Here is a 23,916-nt window from a genome sequence, read left to right as displayed (position 1 = left end):
ACACCATCAAGCCATCGCGCGAGACCGCGTGCCGCATAGGCTGGCCGCGGTCTCGAACAATGCCAATCAATTACTTGACGGTGACAGTCGCGCCAGCTTCGGCCAATTCGGTCTTGAGCTTCTCGGCATCTTCCTTGGAAATGCCCTCTTTGATCTTGCTCGGAGCGGCTTCGACCAAGTCCTTGGCTTCCTTGAGACCCAATCCGGTTGCTGCACGAACCACTTTGATGACGGCGATCTTGTTGCCGCCGGCGCCTTCCAGCACAACGGTGAACTCGGTTTGCTCGGCTGCGGGCGCTGCATCGCCAGCGCCACCACCGGCAACCATCATGACGCCGCCGCCAGCGGCTGGCTCGATGCCGTAAACGTCCTTGAGGTAATCGCTCAGTTCCTTGGCTTCCTTGAGGGTCAGGCCGACAATCTTGTCGCCCAGGTCCTTGGTGGTGGCAGAGAATTCTGCAACTGCTGCATCGCTCATTTCAAAACCCTTTCTTGCTGTGCGGGCAAAAGACCCGCGTAAACTCTGATTCGATTTATGATTTCAAATTTCTAACCGTGGCTAGAAATCAGCTTTCTGCTGGACTGGCTTCGGGTGAACTTCCTTCTTCTTCGCTCTTCTTCTTGATCTGGCTGGCCAACTTGGCACCCGTACCAAGCAATTGGCTCGACAACTTGGCACCCGGGCTCAATATTTGACCCACGAGGATGCTGAGCTGCTCTTCGCGGCTGGGCCACTTGCTGACCGCCGTTACGTCCTCGGCGGAAAGCCTCGAGCCATCCATCGCGCCCCCCTTGGGAGCGAATGGCTTGTACTTGGCATCGGCTGCCAAACGGGTGATTTCCTTGGCGAGGGAGACCACGTCATCAGAGCCCCAGACAATCGCCGAGCTGCCGGTGGAACCCTCAAACGCTGGAGCCAAAGTCGAACCTTCGGTCGCGCGGCGGCCGAGGCTGTTCTTCAGCACCAACAGATGAATATTCTTCTTCCGCAACTCTTTGCGAAGCTCGACGTTGGAATTGGCTTCCATCCCGATGACGTTGACCAAAATCGCGTCGGAGACCCCTTCAAGGCGGCTCTTTAATTCGTTCGTAATCAGATCTTTGACGTACTTACTCATGACTGGGAAGGCTCTTAGCCGTTAGCTACTAGCCTTTAGCTCCGTATTCGTTGTTCTCTGCCTTGGCTAATAGCTGGATGCTAATAGCTGACAGCTTCTTTCTTAAACAGCCAACTCAACGCTGGGGCTCATCGTCGCGCTGATGTGAGCCGAACGCACGTAAGTTCCCTTCACGCCCGAGGGCTTCAAGCTCAAGATCATGTTGACGAAAGCTTGAATGTTCTCGGCCAATTTTTCGGAATCGAAATCGATCTTGCCGACGATCGCATGGACGTTGCCGCCCTTGTCGTTGCGGAACTCGACCTTACCGGCCTTGTATTCGCCGATGGTCTTGGCCACGTCGGGGGTCACCGTGCCGGCACGGGGCGAAGGCATCAAGCCACGAGGGCCGAGAACCTTACCCAACGGACCGACGACCTTCATCATGTCGGGGGTCGCGATGCAGACGTCGAAGTCGGTCCAACCGCCGAGAATCTTCTTGGCCAATTCGTCGTCGCCGACTTCATCGGCACCAGCGGAACGAGCGGCTTCGGCTGCGGGACCCTTGGCAAACACAACGATGCGTTGCACCTTGCCAATACCGTGCGGCAACACGATTGAACCGCGGACGATTTGATCGGCCTGCGTGGGATCAACGCCGAGCCGCATGGCGATCTCAACGGATTGCACGAACTTCGGGCCTTCGTATTTCTTAAGGGCGTCGACGGCCTCGGTCACGGCCAGCGCCTGCTTGGGCTGCTTTTCGACGGCCTTTTTCATTCTTTTTGCTATTTTTGGCATGATTCGATTCGCTTTTTCTTAAATTCACACTGCCCACTGAAGTGGGCGTGCCGAGCGTTATTATTAACCTTCGACTTCAAGGCCCATGCTGCGGGCGGTGCCGGCGACCATCCGCACGGCATGCTCCAGGTCGCGAGCGTTCAGGTCGTTCATTTTGAGGTTCGCGATCTCTTCCATCTGAGCGCGAGTCACCTTGCCCACTTTGGTCTTATTGGGGACCGAAGATCCTTTGGCCAAACCAACAATCTTCTTGAGCAACACCGCGGCGGGAGGACTTTTGGTGATGAAGTCGAATGAACGATCGTTGTAGACGTTCACCACGACGGGGATCATCATCCCGCCGGCTTCCTTGGTTTTGTCGTTGAATGCCTGAACAAACTGGCCCAGGTTCACGCCGTACTTACCGAGCGAAGTGCCCACAGGAGGAGCCGGAGTGGCTTGTCCACCGGGGATCTGAAACTTCGCGGTACCAACTAATTGCTTTGCCATGAAATTCTCGCTTTTCACCGGTCGCTCAAGCGACCAGCCCACTACAGCACTTCAACTTGCCAATATTCCAATTCGACCGGCGTACTGCGGCCGAAAATGTTAATCATCACCGTGATGCGACCATTTTGTTCGTCGATCAAGTTTACTTCGCCTTCGAAGCTCTCGAACGTGCCTTCCTTGATCTTCACGCGGTCACCAATCTTGAAGTTGATGTTCAACTTAGGCGATTCGGCGACTTCTTCCTCGTCCTTCTTGACGATGCGGGCCACTTCGTGCGCCAGCATGGGGGTCGGCTTCCCAGCCGAGCCCGTGAAATCGCCGATGCCCGAAGTTTCTCGAACCGCAAACCACGTGTCGTCGTTGATGCACATGTGCACGACGATGTAGCCGGGGTAGAGCTTCCGCTCGACGACTTTCTTTTTGCCTGCCTTGAACTCAGTTACTTTCTCGGTGGGAACAACCACCTGATCAAAGTAACGATCCAATCCCTCGACCTTAATCTTCCGCTGGAGCGCCTCGGCGATCGACCGTTCGCGGTTGCTTTGCACCTTGAGGATGTACCAATCCATGACGATTGGTCCTTCATCCTTTTTCTTGGGAAGCAGAGCCCGCTTAACGGGATCGAGTTCTTCTTCTTTTTCTTTCTTGGTGGCTGGCTTCTTCAAAACGGCTGGTTCTTCGACAACCACTTCGTCCGTGGCGCCTTCGTCGGTTTGGCCGTCGACTTCCTCTTCGGAGATCGCGGCTTCCGCCTGATCCACAGCCGCCTGCTCTTCTTGAGCGTCTTCGGTTGCGGTCGCGGCGAGGTTTTCATCCTCGGCGGTCGAATCGTCAACGATTTTTTCGGCTTCGTCGCTCACCGAGAGTTCCTTCGTTCTGATGCCAAACAGCCTAAATGCCTAACGATCCGCCACGTCCGGGGCAAATCGAAACTGATCCTAAAACCCGAAAACCCTGTGCAGGATCGAGCTCAACACAATGTCGTATAGGTAGAGAATCGCCGCCAGCAAAAAGATGACCGCAATCACTACCATCGAAGCCCGCCACAACTCAGTGCGGCCTGGCCACGAGACTTTGTTCATCTCCGCTTCAACCGAAATCAAAAAATCGGCAAAGCTGGGGATGTTCACAATCCGGAAAGCGATCCATGCACCCACGCCCAGGACGATCAACGGCACCACATAACGGCTGACGGCATCCGCCCCCGCCATGGAGTTAAGCTTCCATGCCGCCACCGCAAACACCAGCGCGATCGCGGCAAAGGTGACCTGTCGGGCAATCCTGCCCTGGCTACGCTTGTAACGCGAAGCCCCGAACATTCCAGAAATTAACTCGGCCACGGCCAATCTCACTCAGTTAAAACCAGGTCGTCGAGTAGTCCTCGACTCGCTTGCAACGCAATCTCGTCTTTTCTCTTCATTCCCAAGCAGGGGCGGCGGGAATCGAACTCGCAACCCCCGGTTTTGGAGACCGGTGCTCTGCCAATTGAGCTACACCCCTGTAGTGAAGGGGGAGGGCGGAAGGTGGAAGGTGGATTTAAATCCGAACCTTCCGCCTTCCCCCTTCCGCCCTCCGCCTTTTTCTTACTCCAAAATCTTCGTCACAACGCCTGAACCGACAGTCTTGCCACCTTCGCGGATAGCAAAACGAACGCCGTCGTCCATGGCGATGGGCTTGCCAAGTTCAATGCTCAAACGAACATTGTCGCCGGGCATGCACATTTCTGCGTCGCCCATCAAGTTGGCGGCACCGGTGACGTCCGTCGTGCGGAAGTAGAACTGTGGGCGGTAGCCGCTAAAGAACGGCGTGTGACGACCACCTTCTTCCTTCGACAGCACGTAAACTTCGGCCTCGAACTTGACGTGCGGAGTGATGCTACCTGGCTTGGCCAGCACCTGACCGCGTTGAATATCTTCACGCTTCACACCGCGGAGCAAGCAACCGACGTTGTCGCCGGCTTCGCCTTGATCCATGGTCTTGTTGAACGCTTCGACGCCCGTGCAGGTCGTCTTGGTCGGAGCAGCGGTCAAGCCGATGATCTCGACTTCTTCGCCGACCTTGACCTTACCACGCTCGATACGTCCCGTGGCTACGGTACCGCGACCTTCGATCGAGAACACGTCTTCGATGGCCATCAAGAATGGCTTGTCGGTCTCGCGGGTTGGCTCGGGAATGTAGCTGTCGATGGCGTCCATCAATTCGCCGATGCACTTCGACGCGGCGGGATCAGACGGATTGTCGTAAGCAGGCTTCGACGCACCACGAATGACCGGCACTTCATCGCCGGGGAAACCGTGGTGAGTCAACAGTTCGCGAACTTCGAGCTCCACCAACTCGAGCAACTCTTCGTCGTCAACGAGGTCGCACTTGTTGAGGAACACGACGATACGAGGCACACCCACCTGACGAGCGAGCAAGATGTGCTCGCGAGTCTGCGGCATCGGGCCGTCGGCAGCGGACACAACCAGGATCGCACCGTCCATCTGGGCGGCGCCGGTGATCATGTTTTTGATGAAGTCGGCATGGCCCGGGCAGTCAATGTGGGCATAGTGGCGATTGGCGGTTTCGTATTCAACGTGCGAAACGGCAATCGTCACCGTCTTGGTGGCGTCGCGGACGGTACCGCCCTTGGCGATGTCGGCATACGACTTACCCTTGGCGAGACCTTTAGCCGCCTGCACGGCCAGGATCGCGCCCGTTGTGGTGGTTTTTCCATGGTCAATATGACCAATCGTACCAACGTTCACATGCGGCTTGGTACGCGCAAAAGTATCCTTAGCCATTTTTCTCCCTACACTGATTTACTGGGTCGCTAACTTTGGAAACTACAAAAGGGAGGCACTCACCAACCCTTAAACTTTTACTTACCTACAGAGCTGCTGATGAGACTCGAACTCATGACCTCTTCCTTACCAAGGAAGTGCTCTACCAACTGAGCTACAGCAGCGACTTGTAAGCTATTAGCTCTTAGCTCTTAGCCATCAGCTATTAGCTCAAACGATCTTTCTCTAACTAACTTTTCTAAATTTTTCTGACTAAAAGCTAACGGCTCTCAGCTAATAGCTTTTCTCAAAGCGGGTGAAGGGAATCGAACCCTCGTCATCAGCTTGGAAGGCTGTTGCTCTACCATTGAGCTACACCCGCAATCATAAATGTCTGATTTATGACGTCTGATTTATGATTGCGAAATGCAATCCCGTCCAAGCTTTCCTCTTCACCCAATCAGAAATCATCAATCCTAAAATTTAAATTCAAATGGGGAGTGCAGGATTCGAACCTGCGAAGGCAGAGCCAGCAGATTTACAGTCTGCCCCGTTTGGCCACTTCGGTAACTCCCCGGTCTGCCAACCGCGCCCGTTCGCTTCCGCACCTCAGTCACTTCGTCCAATCAATCGTTAACGATCTTAGGAACCAAACAATCGACTCGCACCAATTGTCTGTTTCGTGATTACGGCGTATTCTGCTCCTGTGAGAAGCAGATTGTTTTCCACGAATAAGCAAAAGCTCACTCGCTTCAATCACTTAGGGCCACGTCCTTCAATCCGTTCGCATATGTCTCTTCATCACGCTTATCACTCGCTTGCTGAAAACAATTTTTCAACGCGCGAATTGATAAACTTCTGTAGCGCCGACAACGCTCCCCACACTTCAACTTGCGTCGAAACGAATGGGCGCACCGCGACTTGACGAGCTAGCGAAGGGAATTGAACCCCCAACCTGCTGATTACAAATCAGCTGCTCTGCCAATTGAGCTACGCTAGCCTGACTCCGACAAACTTACGCGAATCACCTAATATAGCTATGTCCAGAAGTGTGACAAGGCGACCCCAAGCGAATTTCGCGCCCAACTGTACATCAGTTGGGTAAGTTCTCGGCGGATTCTATCTAAGACGACCCAAATTGCCGCAAAGTTCACCTAATTTGACAAGCTAGCACCTACTTCGCCCAGGCCGCAGAACGAGGATTGGCACGATAAACTACGGATTCTTTCCCACCCTACTGCCTTGTTGGGCTAAAACATATCCTCTCATCGACTGGTCACTGGCACACCAATTGCCTCTGGATTGACGGTTTTCGCCGAGAATGGCGACCGATTCCTCAAGGAAAGGGCACGAAATAAATCCATGACCGACCAGCTGATCGTCTATGCGGTCCTCATCGTCTCGATGGTTCTCTTTGTTCAGGACCGGATTCGCTACGACCTGATCGCGGTCATGTCGCTCTGTGCGCTGACTTTTACTGGAATTGTGCCGTTTAAGGAAGCTTTTGACGGCTTTTCGAACCCTGCGGTTATTACCGTAGGCGCGATCCTGATCCTGAGTTTTTCCCTGGAAAAAGCCGGTTTAGTTCAATTAGTCGGCCAATGGATGACTCTCGTCGGTGAAAGCCAATCTCGGCAGGTAATCGCTCTGTGTGGGGCGGTAACAATTCTGTCAGCCTTCATTAATAATGTCGGGGCCGTCGCACTGCTGATGCCCGTGGCGATTCACTTGGCTCGCAAATCGAAGCGTTCTCCCTCGTTTATCCTGATGCCGATGGCCTTTTGTTCTCTGTTGGGGGGAATGGCAACGCTAATCGGCACGCCACCGAATATGATCGTGGCCGATTTTCGCAGCGACTATGCCGATGCTCCCTTTCGCATGTTCGACTTCACACCCGTCGGCGGCGGAGTGGCCCTGATCTGCTTTGCTTTCATTGTCTTGATCGGCTGGCGAATCGTTCCGAATCGCAAAAGCGGAGTCGAAGGCGATCTGTTTGAAATCGAAGATTACTTTGCCGAGCTTATCGTCCTCGAAGATTCCAAAGCCATTGGAAAATCGATCAAGGAAATCGTCAGTCCCGAAAGCGACATCAATGTCATGTCGATCAAGCGCGGCAAGGTCTTTGTCAAAGGTCGGCAGATGAAATCGCTCGCCCTGGACGAGGGGGATCGCATCCTGGTCCGCAGCGGTTCGCAGCATCTTCAGGAATTTATCGCCGAACAGAAATTGGTACTTAAAGGCGATCGCCCTATTCCCGATGACTCCCCCACGCCTGAAGAAGCGATCAATCCCGAAGAACTGGAAATTGTGGAAGCGGTCGTGATGCCGAACTCGATCTTGGTGGGCAACACGGCACGACAGGTTCATTTGCGCGAGAACTTTTATAGCAATCTGTTGGCCTTGGGCCGACGCGGCAGGCTTGTGGAGCAGCGGATGCGCGATGCGCGGGTTCGTTCGGGCGACGTGCTGCTGCTGCAAATGCCGCGTGACGAGATGGGAAATATCATCCGTGATCTCGGCATTCTGCCGCTAGTGTCGCGTGATTGGAAATTGCAGCCTTACCGAAAATTGCTCACAGCCATTGGGCTTTTTATCGCGGCCATTGTCGTCAGTAGCATCGGCTGGATGCCGGCCAGCATGGCGTTCGTCGCCGCCGCCCTGGGGATGGTCTTGTTCAAGGTCATCCGTGTCGGCGAAGTTTACGAAGGCGTTGATTGGCCACTGATCGTTTTATTGGGTGCGATGATCCCCGTGGGCGAAGCTTTTGAGACGAGCGGTGCGGCGGAATCACTCGCGAACACCACTGTCAATTTTGTCGGAACCAGCAGCCCGACTCTCTTGCTCGGTGTGATTTTAGTGGTATCCATCGTGCTCGCCGATTTGTTCAGCAACGCCGCCGCGGCAATTATTATGTGCCCCGTCGGCATCAGCATGGCCGAGCGAATGGATTTGTCAGCTGACCCTTTCTTGATGGCGGTGGCTGTCGGTTCCGCCGTGGGAATGGTCACGCCTATCGGTCACCAGTCGAGCACGCTCGTGTGGGGACCGGGCGGCTATCGGTTTAGCGATTATTTTCGCTTAGGCTTCGTTACCGAAATATTGGTGGCTGCCACTGCAATTCCGCTCATCCGTTGGTTCTGGCCATTTTAATGGTATGCTTGCAAAGAATGATACGTGATATGGCGATGCGAATAAAATGGAAAATACCGAACATCTTGAACTCTCCAAGCCCATCGTCCCGCAATTCGACGTTTCTGAACTGACACGTTCGGAGTACATCGGGGCGCTGGTTCATTTTTATCGTGGCGAACTGCACCGCTCGACCATCTGGCGTGTGCGACTCGACACGACAACCAACTGGTCAATTCTCTCGGTGATGGGTTTAGTCACCTTTACTTTCGGCGAACCGGCTCATTCACATGCTCCGTTGATTGTCGGCATGTTGCTCGTTCTTACTTTTATGGGAATTGAAGCGCGTCGTTACCGCATCTTCAACGTGTGGTGTGCTAGAGTTCGGAATTTAGAGGTGAACTTTCTCACGCCGATCCTGCAATTCGACATGAAGGCGGTCCGACAAGGTTGGGGTCGCTTGGTGGCCGAGGATTTGCTCCACCCGAGATTCAATATGACGTGGCAACAGGCCCTGCGAGCACGACTGTTACGGAACTACTTTCCCCTATTTCTCTTGTTGCTCGTGGGCTGGTTCGTGAAATTGCAGCCGGTCAAAGGAGACGAGCTACCGACTTTTTCTCAGTTGCTGGCGGACATGCGGATTGGCTTTATACCCGGCTGGGGAATTTTCGGGTTCGTGCTCGTGCTCTATACGTATCTCGTAGCACTCATGTTTACAGGGGGGAAAGTCGATGGCGAAGAAAAGTACTTCGGCGTCAACGACAGCCTGTTTCATAAATTTAGCATCTCAGATGTCGACGCGGCGGATTGAGCGCGCATCATTCACAAACACTTTGAGAGTGTTTGCCAAAATTGCCGATTCGCTTGACGCTCTTGCCGAGATAACTAGAGTGGATCGCACGAGCCGATCTCTCTTCTTGTCGCGCGGCGAGGCGGAATATGACGCGGTACTTTTTCTTGTCTGGAAATCTTGTGCTATGTGCGATTGCGCTGGCGGTATCCTTGCTTACGGTTACACAAGCATCCGCATACGACATCGTCAATCGTTGGTCGGCCACGCAGGTGAACGGTGGTGGGCTGTTGCGTGGCGACCCAGTGACGCTACGCTGGAGCGTTGTGCCTGACGGACAAAGTTATTCTCGGTCGGCCAACAGCCAACTTATTCAATTTTTGGACGATGGCTGGAACGTCCCGACAGGAGAACGTGGCTTCGACTATACCAACCGCCCTTGGTGGACCGTGATGAACAATGCGTACGCGCAGTACGAGCGCGTCGCTGGCTTCACGATGGTTTATGTGCCTGAACTGACTTCGGGCGGAGCAGATGCTGGCATGGAAGGCGATATCCGGATCGGCGGCGAAAATCTCGACGGCACTCCCGGTGGTGCCCTGGCCGACAACACCTTTCCCAACGATGGCGATATGCGGATCGATGTCACCCGCGAAACCAACGGCTCCGTGGGTTTTTATTTCGCCACCGAACCTGGATTTCGCAATCTGATCATTCATGAATCCGGCCACGGCGTCGGCTTGGGGCATGTCGAGTTTGTGAATGGTTCGGGGAAAGCGGTGATGGAAGGCGGCCTGCGAACCGACATCTGGGGCTTTCAGTTTGACGATATTTATGGGCTCAACCGCCAGTACGGCGATCCCCGCGAAAAGATCGGCGGCAATAATACTCCGGCCACGGCCAATCTGTTGGGCAACTTCACGACGTCTGCTGCGGTCTCGTGGGGGACCGATGCCACGGATGGAACCATTGAACAATTCGACGACGATTTTCTGAGTATTGACGGCTCGAACGACGCCGACTGGTTTCGCTTTTCAATCACCGGCGATACGTTCGCCAATATCAAGCTGTCACCCATCGGGCCCAGTTACACGACCGTTCAGCAGGGTTTCATCGACGCCACGATCTACAGCGATCTCAACATGCAGTTCTTCATTCAAAACCCAGGCGGCACGTTGAGTTTGCTCTCGACGGTTAATCAACACGGCCTGGGCGAAGCAGAGCTCATTCCCGCGTGGCAACTCACAACTCCTGGTGATTACCTGGTACGCGTGCGGGGCACGCAAGATTTCAACCAGTTCTATCAACTCGATCTCAATTTAAGCGAATTGCCGCTGCCGGGAATGTCGGCGGATATCAATTTGGATGGGCTCACGACGATCGACGATTGGCAAATCTTTGTCACCAATGCTTACACTGATCTCGGTGGTTTAAGTCAGCTCGATGCCTTCCAACTCGGCGATCTTGATCTAGATGGCGACAACGATTTCGCCGACTTTCGTTACTTCAAATCGGCGTACGATTTGGCCAACGGCTCGGGCGCGTTCGCAAGTATTGGTCAGATTCCCGAGCCCCAAACTTTGCTGCTCGCTTTATTCATAGCAACCGGCGGCGTCTGCTGGCGGCGACGGTCAGCACTCCGGTAATCAACAAGAGACTGCTCGGTTCCGGCACGGCAATTGTCGCGGTGAGCAAACCACCGTTGTATTCCACTTGCCACGTGGCAAGGTCTGCGGGGCTGAACGGATCGGGCGACTCACCACGCTGCCAGGCCAAAAAATCGCGACCATCGACGTCCCCATCGGAATCGAAATCGCCCAATGTGTTTAATATCTCGAAAGCGCCAACATCGGGGAGCGTGCCGCGGGGATTTCCGAAAATGTCGACTGCTGGCGACTGACTCGGCAAGGCGTGATCCACTCCAGCACTCGTACTTGCTGGCATGCCGTACTCCATCACCAAGTTTGTGAACACGTCTTCAATCGTTGCCGAACCGTCAGCAAATTCACTTGTCGCAGAATTCCAACGTGGGATGACAAGGCCACCGAGCGAAGTCAGGCCGGGATTGCTGACAATGCGATTAGGATCGGCCGTGTAGTTGATTGCTTCGCTTGGATCGGACGGAATCGCGGAACCGCCGTTGTAGTATTGATTGTTGAGCAACGTCCAATTATCAACTTCGCTTGGTGGTGCATCCGAGAAATCATTGGCCCCGCCGAAGGACGAACCCATCGTGCCCGTCGGGTCGCTCCAAATGTTGTTGTAAAAGTTGATTTGGTCGTTGGTCACGGCGGCATTTTCGACGTTCACCCGCATCGTATAGGCGAGTGACGGCAGATCGCCGGTGACCGTGTTGTTGCGAAACGTAATCTGCTCGCCGCTCTTCACGCCGAGCGCTGCGCGCATGGCGTTCGTCGAATTGCCGAGCATAAGATTGTTTTCGATCATCACGTTGCGTGCTTCGATAAACGGCTTGCCATCCTCGCCGATCAACACGAAGTTCGAGCCCGTGCTCCCTTGCCAATTCAGAAACACGTTGCGTTCGACATTGACTCGATCCGTGCCCAGAAAAATATCATCGTCGTCGTTGCTATCCTTGATGACGATGTAGGCCGACGTGTCGTTGCCGTTGGTGCGTCCTGAGCCGCCGAAATCGTTGAAGAAGACGTTACCCCGAACCGTTACGTCTTCGATCGAATTGATATCAATATGTTCATCCGACCCGGCTTGGTTGTAGAACATGTTGCCTTCGACCAGGACATCGGTCACGCCGTTATTGATCTTCAGCAGGTCATTGTTGTAGCTGTCATGAATGACGTTGTTTCGTAGCGTAATGTTACCCACGCCACTGTTGCCGCCACCGCCGTCGATATGAAACACGAGCGGTGAAGCTCCTGCACCAGAGTGCGCGATGTCGAATCCCTCGAATGTGATGCCGCTCGCGCCACGGCCATTCACATAAGCCACGACTGTTTGGCTAGAATGCCGAAGACGAGCTTGATAGGGAATTTCCGAGCGGACGGTCACCCCTTCCGCAAAGGTGCCCACCAACGATTGGCGACCCGTATACGTTCCTGGGCGCACCAAAAGGGTCGCACCATCGACGTTGTTGTCGTGCAATCGACCGAGCGCGCCGCCGATCGTGGCCCAGGGGCTCGCGAGTGAACCGTTGCCGGTTGAGTCATTGCCAGTAGTAGCGACGTAATAAGTTTGTGCTGCAGCGGTTGAAGCAAGCTGAATTAAGATGTGGCAAATAACAATTGGCGCAAAGCGAGCAATTGGCGCGAGAGAATGACGGTTCATATCGACGCCTGTTCCCAAAGGCCCCTGCCCAACACGTTAGAGGAAACGGCCACGAGAGTCAAAGACAATCACGTTAAAGGCTCGATTTGGTCAGTCAGCAGAACGCTGGCGGCGAATTCCTACGAAGCACAGAATCGAAAGCAATATCGTGCTGGCTGCGGGCTCGGGCACCGTTGTGCTGGCAGCCAGCAAACCATCGTTGTAAGCCGCTTGCCACTGGGCAAGATCGCCGATCTCAGGATTACGCTGCCAGGCTAAAAAATCACGGCCGTCGACGTCGCCATCGGAATCAAAATCTCCCGGCAACGAAGGTTCGGTGAGGATCACTTTCCAACTCACGAATTGTTCTAGTTGGTTTTGATTTCTGCGAACCCAACCATTCACGGGATCGAAGGCGGTAGGATCGTAACCACGTGCCTTCACCAGATACTCGCCTGCCCCGAAACCAAAATCTGCAATCGCGAATGTGGAACTCGTTGCCATGGGAACTAGCGTATCGTCCACAAACCACTGAACATCAATCACCGAGTCGTCGATCAGATCAACGCTTAATTCGTCTGGGTCAATCTTCGGGCTGTTGTTGATGGTCCACGAATCGAACGGATTTACGCGAGCGTAAATGTCGAGAATGATCTTCTCTCGCGAAACCGCATCAAAGGGATTCTGCAGCGATCGCATTTTGGAGTTGGGCGAGGGGCGATAGATTCCTTGATCGTAATATTTTCCTCCTTGATAGGCGCCGATTGTGCCGACCCCTGGTTGCTCGTAGCCAAGCCAATGCGACCACTTCGCGCCGGTTGAATTCTTAGTGACGTTGACTTCGCTCGGTTCCGAGCCAGTATAAGTTCCGGGGTTGCCGCCGTATTCATCGGCAAGGTTGCTGAAGGAATGGGCGACCTCATGCAGAGCGACTTCAGCGGCAAAGGAGTTACCTCCGGCGAAGGTCGCATAAGTTCCACCAGCACCACCATATTTGGTGTGATTGATCGTGACGTATTGCATTTCCGCGGTGAATGGAGCACCGACGAGTGCCGCATTGCGAGCTGCATTGGCCTTCGACGTGTTGACGGTTAGCAACCGCTCGGTTTGGCCATCGCCATAGTAACTGGCATCGAGCGCTGTGTTGCGGAAGATGCCTTCGGGTGGAATGTCCGCCCCCGACTGATTCGACACGACTTCAATCGTGTGGATGTTAAAGAAATTGCGATACCGATAGAACGGATCGGAATTGAGCGTGTTCGCAAACATGTAGTCGACGTACTGATCGACATGCTGGCTGTAGGTTCCCGCCGCGATATTCGCAGCCGTGTAACCATCGCCGAGAAACACGATGTCGACACGATTGCTGGACGGCCCATTATTGACAATCGTCGTGTACGCCGCGAAGGTGGACTCGCGACTTGCAAAAAAGCAGATCGCGAATGCTATCAACTTGAAAAATCGCCGGCGCAATGTGACATCCTTAATGATCAGAAGACCCCCAGTTGGCATCAAATTAGCAGCAGCGAGACCATGAGTCAACAAATCGGACAACTAAAAACGCTTTGTTCGACAGCAACCAAATCGAAAGGTGACGGCAAAACAGAAAAGTGCCTTAAAACCGAGCGTTCCTGGCTCTGGAACGGCGACTATCGCGGTTAATGAGCCTCCGCCATAGGCTGCTTGCCAAGTGGCGAGCGTGCCAACGCTTGTGTTCTGCTGCCACGCCAAAAAATCTCGACCATCGACGTCCCCATCCGCATCGTAATCACCGAGCAAGCTGGCAATATATTCATAGGCACCACGATCCACGCTGGCCCCCATGGGTCGCATATTTTCGAGCAGATCGTTGAGAGGTGCAAGCTGGGAGGTTCCCGAATCACGGGCAAGGGAGGTCGCCGAAAGCTGATAATTATCGGCGGCGAGATTCACAAACAGTTCGGCGTAGGCCGAGGGCGAAACTGCAATCGAATGAACATCTTGATCGGTGAAGTCCTGCCAGCCAGCAAAATTAAAACTGTCTTCGATTCCTTGCTCCTCGTCGTAGGTGACATTGAACCGTCCAATCATGATGTTGTAGTCGCTCGTGAAGCCCGTCAGCGCTTCGTCAGAGATATCAATCGCCCCTCGAAAGGAATGGTCTGTGATCAAGATGTTGTTGAGGACGGTATTGTTGATGCTCTCGTCTTGGATATTCAATGCCCAGCGACCATTTGCTGCTTGATGCACGGTGTTGTTAATCACAACGTTTCCGGATGCTCCGCCACCACCGTCAATCTGATAGAGCGAAATGCCACTGGCAAAGTTGTTGAACAGCAAATTGTTTTCGATTCGCGAATCTTGCACGCCATCCATATTGATGCCACTGCCACCGGCTGTGCCGTTGTTGAAGATGATGTTGCCACTCACGAGCGCGTTACTAATGATGCCATCGTTACCCAGGTTGGCATCGCCGTTCATGTGAATCCCGGCCCGCGTGTTGTTCCAACTCACGTTGTTGCGAATGACGGGCCGGTCGCCGCTGTTGGAAACGTAAATGCCGTGCTCATCGACCGAACCTGACGTTTTATTATTCTCTATCAACAAATCATCGACGTATCCTGTAAAGATGCCCCACACGCCGTTGTTGCTGGCCGTGACATTGCGAATCGTGACATGGCTTGCGAACTCATCTTCACTGCCCACGGAACGAACCCCTGCCCGGCCCATGTTCGCCACGTTGAAACCATCGATCACGACATGAGAAGCCCCTTCGAGATTGATGCCATCGTTGGTGGTAGCATTCTGCTGTGTGATATTGACTCCGGGTTGAGCGAAGAATTCAATCGGCTGATTGATGCTACCGCTCGTGGTGAGATTGAAACCGGTGTAGTTGCCGGGCAGCACAACGACACGATCACCAGAACTGACTTCGTTTGCAGCGTATTGCAGAGTCCGCCAGGGCGCGTTGCTGGTACCGCTATTAGAATTGTTGCCCGTGGTGGAAACAAAAAATTCCGCCGCTTGCAAGCTGACAAGACCGCATGACCACACGGCCACGCAAAGGCGCAGCATCCCGCTCGTGCTCAATCGCATCGTTCGATTCCTCTGTACCGAAAGAAAAGCCCCGCGGGCAGGCAACCGCGTTTGCTTGACTATTAGAACAAAGTCACCGCGAGCTGCCAACTTGTACATGCTGGTGCAACATGCTTCAGAATGATCGCACATCAACCGGTTAAACGATGATCACTTCGGACATTTTCTATACAGCGGAAGGCAAATTGGTTATGCGAATTAAATCGTTGCGGTGAAATGTTCAGGGATATCGTGGTCCTTGAGTGATTGGCATAGAGTCGTCGATTCGGTTTGTACGAAGAAATTCCTGGGCATAGCATTTGCCATTTGCACAACTTGCTGCTAATTCCGCATAGAATACGACCTACCATGTTGATTTCACCCTGCACAAAAGTCCTGCTTGTCGAAGACAACGATGGCTTGCGCCGTGTTTACAAACGGCTGCTTGAAGCTCATCAATTTGATGTCTTAACGGCCGAACATGGTGCGGCGGCTCTGGATGTCTTGGCCGACCAGCCAATCGACGTTGTGGTGACCGATATTGGCATGCCGGTGATGGATGGCTTTGAGCTAGCCCGACAAATCCGCGCGAACTCGGCGATCCAAGTCCGTCGCCTGGTGGCGTTGACGGCTTACAGCCAACCACAGCTTGTGGCACAAGCACAGAAATGCGGGATCGATGTTTATCTGGCCAAGCCGATTAACATTCTCGACCTCAAGAATGCGATTCTTGGCAATTGGGTCGAAGCCGACTATCTGCATCAACCGTCGCAGACCGACGAATACTCATCGCATGAATCCGAGAAGCCCACGGACTCGTTGCGATCGAGGCTACGTGCTGCCACGCACGACTTACACATGAATTTGGAACGGCAACTCGATCTGCTGAATCCTAATCAAGATCTTAGCGTTTATCGAAAACTACTCGCAGCCTTCTATGGCTTTTATGTTGCCATCGAAGCGCGATTGGCCCATGCAGTTGAGCATGAACCGTGGTCGAGTGAAATACTATTGCGACGTAAATCGAGCGCCTTGCGAACCGATCTTGTGGCTCTCGGAATGAGCGACAACGAAATCGATCAACTTCCCACCGCGCTTTCGCTGCCCGAAGTGCGCGGCTTGGCCGACGTGCTGGGGATCATGTACGTGCTGGAAGGGTCGTCGTTAGGGGGTGCTATCTTGGCCAAACATTTTCATTCTAGGCTGGGACTGACTCGCACAAACGGCGCTTCGTTTTTCAATTTCTATGGTGAGAACTTACAAAACAATTGGCGGCAGTTTTTGGTCTGGCTCGAAAGTTGCTCGCCACCTGCAAATGAGTCGCGCATGATTGCCGCGGCTCAAACGACGTTTCGCACACTCGGCGATTGGCTGCTCACGCAAGCGAAGGTCGTGAACACAGACAAAAACCTCTCGTCTCTGAATACGCATGGCTCAGCTCGATCTCACCACTTGCGATAGCGAACCGATTCATATCCCGGGGGCGATTCAGCCTCACGGGATTCTGGCCGTAGTTGATCCGTCGACTCATCTCGTGACGCATGTGAGCGCCAACGTCGAACAGTTGCTGGGTCGCGCACCGGCTACGTTGCTTGGCCAGAATATCGACGTACTCGTCGGCAACGGCGAACATCCCGGCGAGCTGAATCGGTTCAGTGGGAATATTCCGCCAACGCGGCCGCCGAACTGCTGACCAACATAAGACCCGAGCCTGTAATAAAAAACCACACGCCAAATTGCTGTGTGCCCGGCCAAAGAAACAACACGCTACCCGCGAAGAACAAAAAATTGCCGAACACCCCTTCGGCCACAAAGAACCAGCGATAACGGTCAAAGAACCTTCGCAACAAACTCTTCATCGAGACTTCCTTTGCTAGGCAAAGACTTGGAATAGGTTTGCCCAAGCCTAGCAAATTCCCTGACGGCAATCATCTGAAAAATTGTGTTGAACGCCGGCGTGGGAACCAAACTCCGCACAAAGCGACTAACAGCAATGTTGACGGTTCCGGGACGCTGGCAACACCTGCCACTGGGATGCCGCTACCAAATTGCCGTTGCCAGGCGAGAAAGTCACGGCCATCGCTATCGCCATCGCCGTCGGCATCCGCCAGATTAGTTCCGGCTTGATGAGCGGCCTGCCAATCGTCGAGATCGTTGGTGTCGACAAAGCCATTGCCATCGAAGTCGGCCGTGATGGCATTCACGTTAAGAACAACACGATCGCTGAGATAATCCAGTGACCACCAACGGCCGGAGAGTGCGGGGACGGTGAAGTTGTCGAAAGCACCGGTGATTGTGCCGCCCAGGTTGTTGATAATTTCAAAGCTATCGCCAACCAGCGGGTCGTAATCACTCACGAGTGAGACATCGAGCGTGCCGCCGAGCAGTGCCCCACCATTGGTAATGTTCAGCCTATCGAATTCGCCAAGATTGGGTGCCCCACCTAAGTCGATCTCCAACACGCCGGTCACATCCTGTTGGAAGTTCCCGGAAATATTGAACTCGTCGGTAGGATCATTCGAGCCCTCTGGCCACAGCGTCCCCGAGTTGCGAAACAATGTTTCGTGATTTGTTGTTGCACCATGTAAGTCGACGTTGCCATGCCCGGCAATTAACGCCCCCGCCTGATTCCATAAGCTGCTACCTGCATTGCCACTCAGAACCGTGAAACTGGAGTTGATACTCAATTCAGCCCCAGCCGTATTTCGAAACTCGATTGAGCCGGCGTTCAACCGTTCGATTTGAAAATCCCCTTCCGCGTTGATGATACCTCGATTCGAAAATCGCTCGTCGTTAATCTGAATTTCCAAGTCGCTTGAACTTTCGACCACTAACGAGCCTTCCTGTTGCATGCTGGTCCCTGCTGCGAGTGTGATCTTTAACGGCGTCGAGCCATTGGAGATAACCGTGCCGCGATTGACGAGGGTGCCCCGCGCCACGTTGATCGTCCCGCCTCCTTGAATCGTGTGCTCCGAGCCGTGAACAAATAGCCCCCCTGATGGCATACCTATCTCAATCGCGACGGGACTAGCTTGTGTACCCCACACGCCACTACCTGTCAGCTCAGTGATTGTCTCGCCGACGTAAACCTTGTTTGTTCCATTTTGAGTTAATGTGCCGTCGTTAATGATTCGTCCGCGGAGTTCTGTGTATGAATCGATGACCAAGGTCCCTTGATTATGAACGTCAGCAAGGTAGGATCCGTTAGTTATGGAGCCACCAAAAACAACAACTATCCTCCCGGTTCCTTCCGTGCTGAGAATGCCACCGTTCACTTGCACGACTCGAACTTCGGAGGCGTCACCCGCGTGGATCGTGCCAAGATTGCTTCCTTCGTAGTTGACGATCGGAACTTGGATTTCAAGCGTGCTACCCTCGATTGCCCTAAACACTCCACTATTGAAAAGTGGCGATGGTATGTTTGAGAACACCCTGAGCGTATCGCCAGGAACATCGGCCTGAACGGTCCCGCGATTGGTGAATGCCAAATCTCTCCCAACGTCACCTGCACCGTGAATCAGGTTATCCTCATTCACTAACTGTGGGCGGGGGTTGCTATACTGTGGATCAATGCGTCGTATTCCTCCCCCTTGTTCAATACGAATTTCACCGCCGCCTGTAAGGGTTGTCGGTTTAGCAATCGAAAAAACGCCGCTTAGAATGCCTGTGTTCTCAATTCGACCAGCCAGATTCCATCGGCTGTTACTTTGGTTATCACCAATCTTGCCTTCCAACCTCAGATCTTCCAACGTCGCGCTGAGTGTTCCGCTAGTTATGACTTTGCCCGCTTGCGAGGTGCTACCCTCTTCGGAAGCAACCGCCCTCAAGATTCCACCGCGTAGGGTCATCGCTCCGAGAGAAACCGTCGAATCCAAGGCTGCTTCTACGAGTCCTGATTGAACTCCGCTATAATTCGTTAGTTCATCATTAGGATTGGTACCAAGGATTTCGATCATGCCGCCCGATCTCGCGCGGATCGTTCCCGAATTGATCGAGGACCCACCGCTCGTCGAATTGGAAGACCGCAAATTGATTTGCAGTGTGTCAGGGTTTAACCACGGCAAGTTATCTTCGCACTCGATCACTCCGCGATTGTCGAAAGCAAGCCGATTCGGACCAAACGCCCCTGAATTAATTTTACCAGGCCCCTTAATCGTATGATTCACGTCGTTCACAAAGCCAGGAGTTCCAACAAACTGGCCGCCGTATAGCCCTCCCGGAATATTGACATATCCTCCATTGAGATCGAGCGAGCCATTGCCCGTGATCGTGACATATCCCTCGACATAAAACGAACTGACGACGCTGTGTGTATTGTTGACGACTCGGTCGCTAAAAGTCACCGAATTGAGCGCCAAGTTTCCTTCAAGCGTAACGTTTTCAAACATCACGCTGTTGAATGTAATCAAACCTTCATTAGACCCGCCGGTGGATGAAGTACTGAGTTGTCCTCCGACCAGCCGAATGTTCGACATACTGATCTTCGAGTCTCCCCTCGCTTCGATAAGGCCAGTGGAGTTTTCGAGCGGCGTAAAGAAGCCTTGATTCGAAATATCTCCTTGTCCAATGACCCGCAGCTCGCCGCCATTCTCGGCGATCAGTTCGCCTGTATTGAGATGCACACCTCTTGCATTAGTACTTAATAGATTGATGTCCAATCGTTTGCTGGGGACATTTGCAACGACCGAACCCTCGTTGTTCCAGGCAAATCGGTGATCATAGAACAAAAACCCTCCAGCCCCCTCAACACGTCCTTGATTCATGATGGGAACATACAGCGCGTTGCCGACCCGCAAAATTTGGGCACCATCAGCCAGTGAGAGCGTCGCTTCAGGTTCGATCAAAATGTAGTCACTCACCTTCAACTGCGACGAGGCGGCCAAGCTGAGCTCTCCTCCAATAGTCACTGAGTTTGCCGTGAGTACGCGGCTAGGATCGAATTGGAGCACGTCGCCCACATCGACCACAAGATTTTGAATCGTTGCATTTTGGTCGAGCACGACCGTGCTCTCCTGCGACCAGTTGTCGTCGATCGACACGTTGGTGGTTGCCAGATTCGGCACGACACCCGTCGACCAGTTGGCGGGATCCGACCACGCACCCGCGGGACCACCTGTCCAGTAGGCTTCAGCAGCAAACGCTGCTTGGCATGTGCTGAACACCACGAGCATAGCGAAAGTAGCAAGCAGGCCGGGGCCACCAAAGCTCGGGGCAACTCTGTGTGGAACGACTCCTGACTTTCCGCTTAGCCGGCGCGCAGAAATGAATATGATGCCGACAAATAATAAAACAATGCCACTCGGTTCGGGAACCACGGCGACCAAGCCTACGGGCCCAATACCACTCCCATATTGCCGCTGCCACGCGAGGAAGTCGCGGCCATCGCTGTCTCCGTCTCCATCTGCATCCGCAGCATTGCTGCCCACTTGGTTAGCCGATTGCCAGGCAGCCAAGTCGAAACCATCCACGACACCGTCCGAGTTGAAGTCAGCCGTAATCGGGTTCACTTCCAGCACCAATCGGTCGCTCTGATAATCGAGACTCCACCACCGGCCCGACAACGCGGGGGCATCGAACTGATCAAACGTGCCGCTAACCAAGCCAGCGATGTTCGTTAAAATCTCGAAGCTGTCGCCGATGGATGGATCGTAAGCATCGAGTAACGAGATCTCCAACGTTCCACCCAAGAGGACATGGCCCTCCGTGATGTGCAGCGCGTCGAACTCTCCACTCGCGGGGCTACTCAGATCAAGCTTCAACAGTCCCGACGAATCTTGCTGGAAATTGCCAGAGATCGAGATCTCGCCGACCTCGGTAGCCGTCCCTTCCGGTCGTATCACGCCCGAATTGCGAAGCAGTGTTTCATGATTGGTAGACGAGCGATACAGGTTCACATTGCCGTGACCCGCCATGAGCGCCCCTTGTTGATTCCAAAGGCTGACCTTGAAACCGTTTTGGTTGGCATTGAAAACCGTATCTATGTGCAGTTCCGCCCCGGGTGCGTTTCTGAACTCGACAGGCCCCGCATTCATCCGTCTAAGTTGGAACGTGCCCATCGCATCGATGATGCCGCGGTTGACGAACAACTCGTCGTTGAATTGGATTTCCATTGTCCGCGTGCTGTTAACGGCAAGCCAACCTTGCTGTTGAATCGTCGCACCTTGCGCGATTGCGATGACCAGCGGTGTCGCACTATTTGCGATCACCGTGCCGCGATTGATGAACGCGCCGTTAGCTACGTTGATCTTCCCGCCCCCTTGAATCGTGTGCATCGCACCATGAGTAAAGATCGACGGGATCGTTGAGGAGCCCACCTCAAACGCTAGGGCAACATTCGTCGTGCCCCAAACGCCATTTCCAGTCAGCTCGGCAAAAGGCCCGCCGAAATAAACTCCCGAGGCATACGTCTGGGTGACCGTACCGTCGTTCGTGGTCTTTCCCAGGAATTGAGTAGCTATTGAGCTACCAATGACAAGCGATCCCAAGTTGTGGACATTGGCCAGCGAGCCATCGGATCCCACGATGATTTTTCCTGTTCCGTCGGTACTGAGGATGCCGCCGCTCACTTTGGCGATAGTCACTTGCGAACCGACACCTGCATGGATCGTCCCCAGATCGCTACCCTCGAAGTTGACAATCTGCGCGGTGATGGTCATCTTGCCGCCATTGATCGCCTTGAATTCACCGCTATTCATGTAAGGCTGTGGCTCAATAGAAGTGTCGGGGGGACCGACAATCGATAACGTGCCGTTGGGAATATCGGCTTGCACAACCGCGCGATTGATGAAGATCATATTTCCTCCGATGCCACCCGCACCGTGGATAAAGTTATCTTCATTGATTAGGGGATCATAAAAGACATCTAACTGCGGCGAATATCCACCAATTCCGCCGAAGGTTCCGAAATTGATCTCTCCACCACCCGTAAGGGTCGTTGGCTTGAAAATTGTTATTCCACCAGAAATCACGCCGGTATTCTCAATCGTGCCCGCAAAGCCGAACCGACTATTGTCGATGATGTCGCCAATTCTGCCTTCCAGACGCATGTCCTCTAAATAGGCGTACTGTGTCCCATTTGTTATGACCTTACCTGCCGCCCCGGTGGTCCCCTCATCAGGTGCAACAGCTCGCAGCACCCCGCCGCGGAGAGTCATATTCCCCAATACGACCGTTGAATCCACACCGGCTTCGACAAGACCCATCGTCGATCCAGCGGAGTTTATGAGCACTTCGCCACTTGGTATGGGGGTCGTCCCCAAGATTTCGACTCGGCCACCTGCCTTCGCGCGGATGGTTCCAGAATTGATGGAGAATGGAACAACGGACTGGGATTGGGTGATCGTGCGAAGATTAATCTGAAGGGTCCCTTCGCTGGTTTCGATCACGCCGCGATTGTCGAACACAAGTCGATCCGTGGAACTAGCACTATTAATCACACCGGGACCTTTGATCGTGTGATTCACGTCGTTCACAATCCCCGGAATTCCCAAGTTGTCGACGACGATATTCGAGGGAGGTACGTTGAATCCACCGTTGTTCAGCTCAAGCCAGCCATCTCCCGAGATTGTGGCATTCCCCTCGACATAAAAATTATTTGCTGCCATTTCCTCCAATCGCGTGTTGTTGATCACGCGACCGCTGAATACAACCGAATCAAGCTTCACATTTCTTTCGAGCGTGACATTTTCCAACGCGGTATATGACAATGTCACAGCTCCCTCCTGGACGCCCCCCGCCGTGGACGTTGACACGAGTCCACCCACGAGTCGAATTCTTTGTAGTAAAGCTGTCGAGTCGCCGCGTGCTTCGATCAGTCCATCCGAATTTTCGAGAGGTGTAAACCTTGATGATTCGACGACGACGTTAAGTGCACCGCCAGTCTCAGCGATGAGCTCACCTCGATTGAAATGTAAGCTCCTGTCAGTAGTACTATACGGATTGATCAACAACTGCTTGCCAGGAACGTTCGCCACCACAGTGCCCTCGTTATTCAGCACGACACGCTGATCGAAGCGACCTGCCCCTTCAACGCGACCTTCATTCCAGAGCACATAATAAGGACTCGTGTAAACATAAATCTGCGAAGCGTCGACAAGCGAAAGGCTTCCACTTCCTTGAACCCAAAGTGAGTTACCTACATGTAATCGCGACGACGGAGCGAAGTTGACGTTGCCGGCAATCTTCGCGGAGCTTGCAATTAACACTCGACTAGCATCAAAGTTTAGGGCATCACCACTGTCAATCCAAAGATTGCCCACCGTCGCGTTCTGATCGAGCGTTGTAGTACTCTCCTGTGCGGAACCATCATCGATCGTCACATTTGTCGTTGCTACACTTGGAACCACTCCCGTCGACCAGTTGGCTGGGTCGGACCAGTTGCCTGAGGAGCCACCGATCCAGACCGCTTCGACGGCGTCAACCTTGGCGGGTGCAAATAATAAACATGCAATAAAAAGCATGCCGAGCGGCACGCGGAGTATTCTGGCGTACATGGCGACCCTGCCCAAGG

At 53.6% G+C, this 23,916-nt stretch carries 17 protein-coding genes and 5 tRNA genes; 5 read left to right on the top strand and 17 right to left on the bottom strand.

All coding sequences use genetic code 11. The features are described from left to right. Positions 1-70 precede the first annotated feature (70 nt). From rplL to AC6T8Q_RS02585, 12 genes are all read right to left on the bottom strand, one after another. Positions 71-478: a 50S ribosomal protein L7/L12 gene (rplL, locus tag AC6T8Q_RS02640; RefSeq protein ID WP_496920898.1), complete on the bottom strand. Its 408-nt coding sequence runs from the start codon at positions 476-478 to the stop codon at positions 71-73. A gap of 88 nt (positions 479-566) precedes the next feature. Then, on the bottom strand, positions 567-1,118 hold the full coding sequence (gene rplJ, locus AC6T8Q_RS02635) for a 50S ribosomal protein L10 (protein ID WP_496920897.1): 552 nt from the start codon (positions 1,116-1,118) through the stop codon (positions 567-569). Positions 1,119-1,220: 102 nt separating this feature from the next. Continuing rightward, positions 1,221-1,898 carry a 50S ribosomal protein L1 gene (gene rplA, locus AC6T8Q_RS02630; RefSeq protein WP_500677610.1) on the bottom strand — a complete coding sequence of 226 codons (678 nt, stop codon included), beginning with the start codon at positions 1,896-1,898 and terminating at the stop codon, positions 1,221-1,223. 63 nt (positions 1,899-1,961) lie between these two features. Next, complete coding sequence (rplK, locus tag AC6T8Q_RS02625; protein WP_496920895.1) at positions 1,962-2,387, bottom strand: 50S ribosomal protein L11; 426 nt, start codon at positions 2,385-2,387, stop codon at positions 1,962-1,964. A 41-nt stretch (positions 2,388-2,428) separates the two neighbouring features. Continuing rightward, complete coding sequence (gene nusG / locus AC6T8Q_RS02620; protein ID WP_500677609.1) at positions 2,429-3,247, bottom strand: transcription termination/antitermination protein NusG; 819 nt, start codon at positions 3,245-3,247, stop codon at positions 2,429-2,431. A gap of 78 nt (positions 3,248-3,325) precedes the next feature. Beyond that, a complete protein-coding gene (gene secE / locus AC6T8Q_RS02615; protein ID WP_496920893.1) occupies positions 3,326-3,727 on the bottom strand; it encodes a preprotein translocase subunit SecE in 402 nt (133 codons plus the stop codon). 87 nt (positions 3,728-3,814) lie between these two features. Beyond that, positions 3,815-3,887: transfer RNA gene (locus AC6T8Q_RS02610), tRNA-Trp, on the bottom strand. An 83-nt stretch (positions 3,888-3,970) separates the two neighbouring features. Next, entirely contained in the window at positions 3,971-5,170 is a 1,200-nt protein-coding gene (tuf, locus tag AC6T8Q_RS02605; protein WP_496920892.1) for an elongation factor Tu, read from the bottom strand. Between the two features lie 91 nt (positions 5,171-5,261). Then, positions 5,262-5,334 (bottom strand) — tRNA-Thr (locus AC6T8Q_RS02600). A 126-nt stretch (positions 5,335-5,460) separates the two neighbouring features. Then, positions 5,461-5,531: transfer RNA gene (locus AC6T8Q_RS02595), tRNA-Gly, on the bottom strand. A 112-nt stretch (positions 5,532-5,643) separates the two neighbouring features. Then, positions 5,644-5,725: transfer RNA gene (locus AC6T8Q_RS02590), tRNA-Tyr, on the bottom strand. Between the two features lie 351 nt (positions 5,726-6,076). Next, positions 6,077-6,149: transfer RNA gene (locus tag AC6T8Q_RS02585), tRNA-Thr, on the bottom strand. Positions 6,150-6,511: 362 nt separating this feature from the next. On the opposite strand from AC6T8Q_RS02585, the gene AC6T8Q_RS02580 reads away from it, so the two are divergent. The 3 genes from AC6T8Q_RS02580 (at position 6,512) to AC6T8Q_RS02570 (ending at position 10,717) form a co-directional block, all read left to right on the top strand. After that, the gene (locus AC6T8Q_RS02580) at positions 6,512-8,299 is read left to right on the top strand and encodes an SLC13 family permease (protein WP_500677608.1); all 1,788 of its coding nucleotides are present in this window, start codon (positions 6,512-6,514) and stop codon (positions 8,297-8,299) included. A gap of 46 nt (positions 8,300-8,345) precedes the next feature. Continuing rightward, positions 8,346-9,092 carry a DUF2270 domain-containing protein gene (locus tag AC6T8Q_RS02575; RefSeq protein WP_500677607.1) on the top strand — a complete coding sequence of 249 codons (747 nt, stop codon included), beginning with the start codon at positions 8,346-8,348 and terminating at the stop codon, positions 9,090-9,092. Between the two features lie 128 nt (positions 9,093-9,220). Next, complete coding sequence (locus AC6T8Q_RS02570) at positions 9,221-10,717, top strand: zinc metalloprotease (protein ID WP_500677606.1); 1,497 nt, start codon at positions 9,221-9,223, stop codon at positions 10,715-10,717. On the opposite strand, the gene AC6T8Q_RS02565 is transcribed toward AC6T8Q_RS02570, so the two are convergent. From AC6T8Q_RS02565 to AC6T8Q_RS02555, 3 genes are all read right to left on the bottom strand, one after another. Next, a complete protein-coding gene (locus AC6T8Q_RS02565; RefSeq protein WP_500677605.1) occupies positions 10,668-12,374 on the bottom strand; it encodes a PEP-CTERM sorting domain-containing protein in 1,707 nt (568 codons plus the stop codon). The two genes, AC6T8Q_RS02570 and AC6T8Q_RS02565, sit on opposite strands and share 50 nt — an antisense overlap. A gap of 90 nt (positions 12,375-12,464) precedes the next feature. Further along, the gene (locus tag AC6T8Q_RS02560; RefSeq protein WP_500677604.1) at positions 12,465-13,826 is read right to left on the bottom strand and encodes a M64 family metallopeptidase; all 1,362 of its coding nucleotides are present in this window, start codon (positions 13,824-13,826) and stop codon (positions 12,465-12,467) included. Positions 13,827-13,907: 81 nt separating this feature from the next. Beyond that, complete coding sequence (locus AC6T8Q_RS02555) at positions 13,908-15,428, bottom strand: right-handed parallel beta-helix repeat-containing protein (protein WP_500677603.1); 1,521 nt, start codon at positions 15,426-15,428, stop codon at positions 13,908-13,910. A 348-nt stretch (positions 15,429-15,776) separates the two neighbouring features. On the opposite strand from AC6T8Q_RS02555, the gene AC6T8Q_RS02550 reads away from it, so the two are divergent. Together AC6T8Q_RS02550 and AC6T8Q_RS02545 are read left to right on the top strand one after the other, a co-directional pair. Then, positions 15,777-16,868 carry a response regulator gene (locus AC6T8Q_RS02550; protein WP_500677602.1) on the top strand — a complete coding sequence of 364 codons (1,092 nt, stop codon included), beginning with the start codon at positions 15,777-15,779 and terminating at the stop codon, positions 16,866-16,868. Further along, positions 16,837-17,100 carry a hypothetical protein gene (locus AC6T8Q_RS02545; RefSeq protein WP_500677601.1) on the top strand — a complete coding sequence of 88 codons (264 nt, stop codon included), beginning with the start codon at positions 16,837-16,839 and terminating at the stop codon, positions 17,098-17,100. Before AC6T8Q_RS02550 ends, AC6T8Q_RS02545 begins: the two co-directional genes overlap by 32 nt. Here AC6T8Q_RS02545 and AC6T8Q_RS02540 read toward each other — a convergent pair. Together AC6T8Q_RS02540 and AC6T8Q_RS02535 are read right to left on the bottom strand one after the other, a co-directional pair. Continuing rightward, positions 17,060-17,266 carry a YrhK family protein gene (locus tag AC6T8Q_RS02540; RefSeq protein ID WP_500677600.1) on the bottom strand — a complete coding sequence of 69 codons (207 nt, stop codon included), beginning with the start codon at positions 17,264-17,266 and terminating at the stop codon, positions 17,060-17,062. The two genes, AC6T8Q_RS02545 and AC6T8Q_RS02540, sit on opposite strands and share 41 nt — an antisense overlap. A 69-nt stretch (positions 17,267-17,335) precedes the next feature. Then, positions 17,336-23,899, bottom strand: a complete 6,564-nt coding sequence (locus AC6T8Q_RS02535) for a PEP-CTERM sorting domain-containing protein (RefSeq protein ID WP_500677599.1) — start codon at positions 23,897-23,899, stop codon at positions 17,336-17,338. Positions 23,900-23,916: the final 17 nt, after the last annotated feature.

This window comes from Bythopirellula sp. (assembly GCF_041737835.1).
Lineage (GTDB): Bacteria > Planctomycetota > Planctomycetia > Pirellulales > Lacipirellulaceae > Bythopirellula.
Note: the sequence above shows the minus strand (reverse complement) of the source record. Positions and strands in the feature narration are given on the sequence as shown.

What these genes read in the sequence shown, in the direction of transcription:
- AC6T8Q_RS02580 (WP_500677608.1), top strand. Translation starts at nt 6,512, where the DNA reads ATGACCGACCAGCTGATCGTCTATGCGGTCCTCATCGTCTCGATGGTT.
- AC6T8Q_RS02545 (WP_500677601.1), top strand. Translation starts at nt 16,837, where the DNA reads ATGGCTCAGCTCGATCTCACCACTTGCGATAGCGAACCGATTCATATC.
- tuf (WP_496920892.1), bottom strand. Translation starts at nt 5,170, where the DNA reads ATGGCTAAGGATACTTTTGCGCGTACCAAGCCGCATGTGAACGTTGGT.
- AC6T8Q_RS02575 (WP_500677607.1), top strand. Translation starts at nt 8,346, where the DNA reads ATGGAAAATACCGAACATCTTGAACTCTCCAAGCCCATCGTCCCGCAA.
- rplK (WP_496920895.1), bottom strand. Translation starts at nt 2,387, where the DNA reads ATGGCAAAGCAATTAGTTGGTACCGCGAAGTTTCAGATCCCCGGTGGA.
- rplJ (WP_496920897.1), bottom strand. Translation starts at nt 1,118, where the DNA reads ATGAGTAAGTACGTCAAAGATCTGATTACGAACGAATTAAAGAGCCGC.
- AC6T8Q_RS02535 (WP_500677599.1), bottom strand. Translation starts at nt 23,899, where the DNA reads ATGTACGCCAGAATACTCCGCGTGCCGCTCGGCATGCTTTTTATTGCA.
- rplL (WP_496920898.1), bottom strand. Translation starts at nt 478, where the DNA reads ATGAGCGATGCAGCAGTTGCAGAATTCTCTGCCACCACCAAGGACCTG.
- AC6T8Q_RS02555 (WP_500677603.1), bottom strand. Translation starts at nt 15,428, where the DNA reads ATGCGATTGAGCACGAGCGGGATGCTGCGCCTTTGCGTGGCCGTGTGG.
- AC6T8Q_RS02570 (WP_500677606.1), top strand. Translation starts at nt 9,221, where the DNA reads ATGACGCGGTACTTTTTCTTGTCTGGAAATCTTGTGCTATGTGCGATT.
- AC6T8Q_RS02550 (WP_500677602.1), top strand. Translation starts at nt 15,777, where the DNA reads ATGTTGATTTCACCCTGCACAAAAGTCCTGCTTGTCGAAGACAACGAT.
- AC6T8Q_RS02565 (WP_500677605.1), bottom strand. Translation starts at nt 12,374, where the DNA reads ATGAACCGTCATTCTCTCGCGCCAATTGCTCGCTTTGCGCCAATTGTT.
- rplA (WP_500677610.1), bottom strand. Translation starts at nt 1,898, where the DNA reads ATGCCAAAAATAGCAAAAAGAATGAAAAAGGCCGTCGAAAAGCAGCCC.
- AC6T8Q_RS02540 (WP_500677600.1), bottom strand. Translation starts at nt 17,266, where the DNA reads ATGAAGAGTTTGTTGCGAAGGTTCTTTGACCGTTATCGCTGGTTCTTT.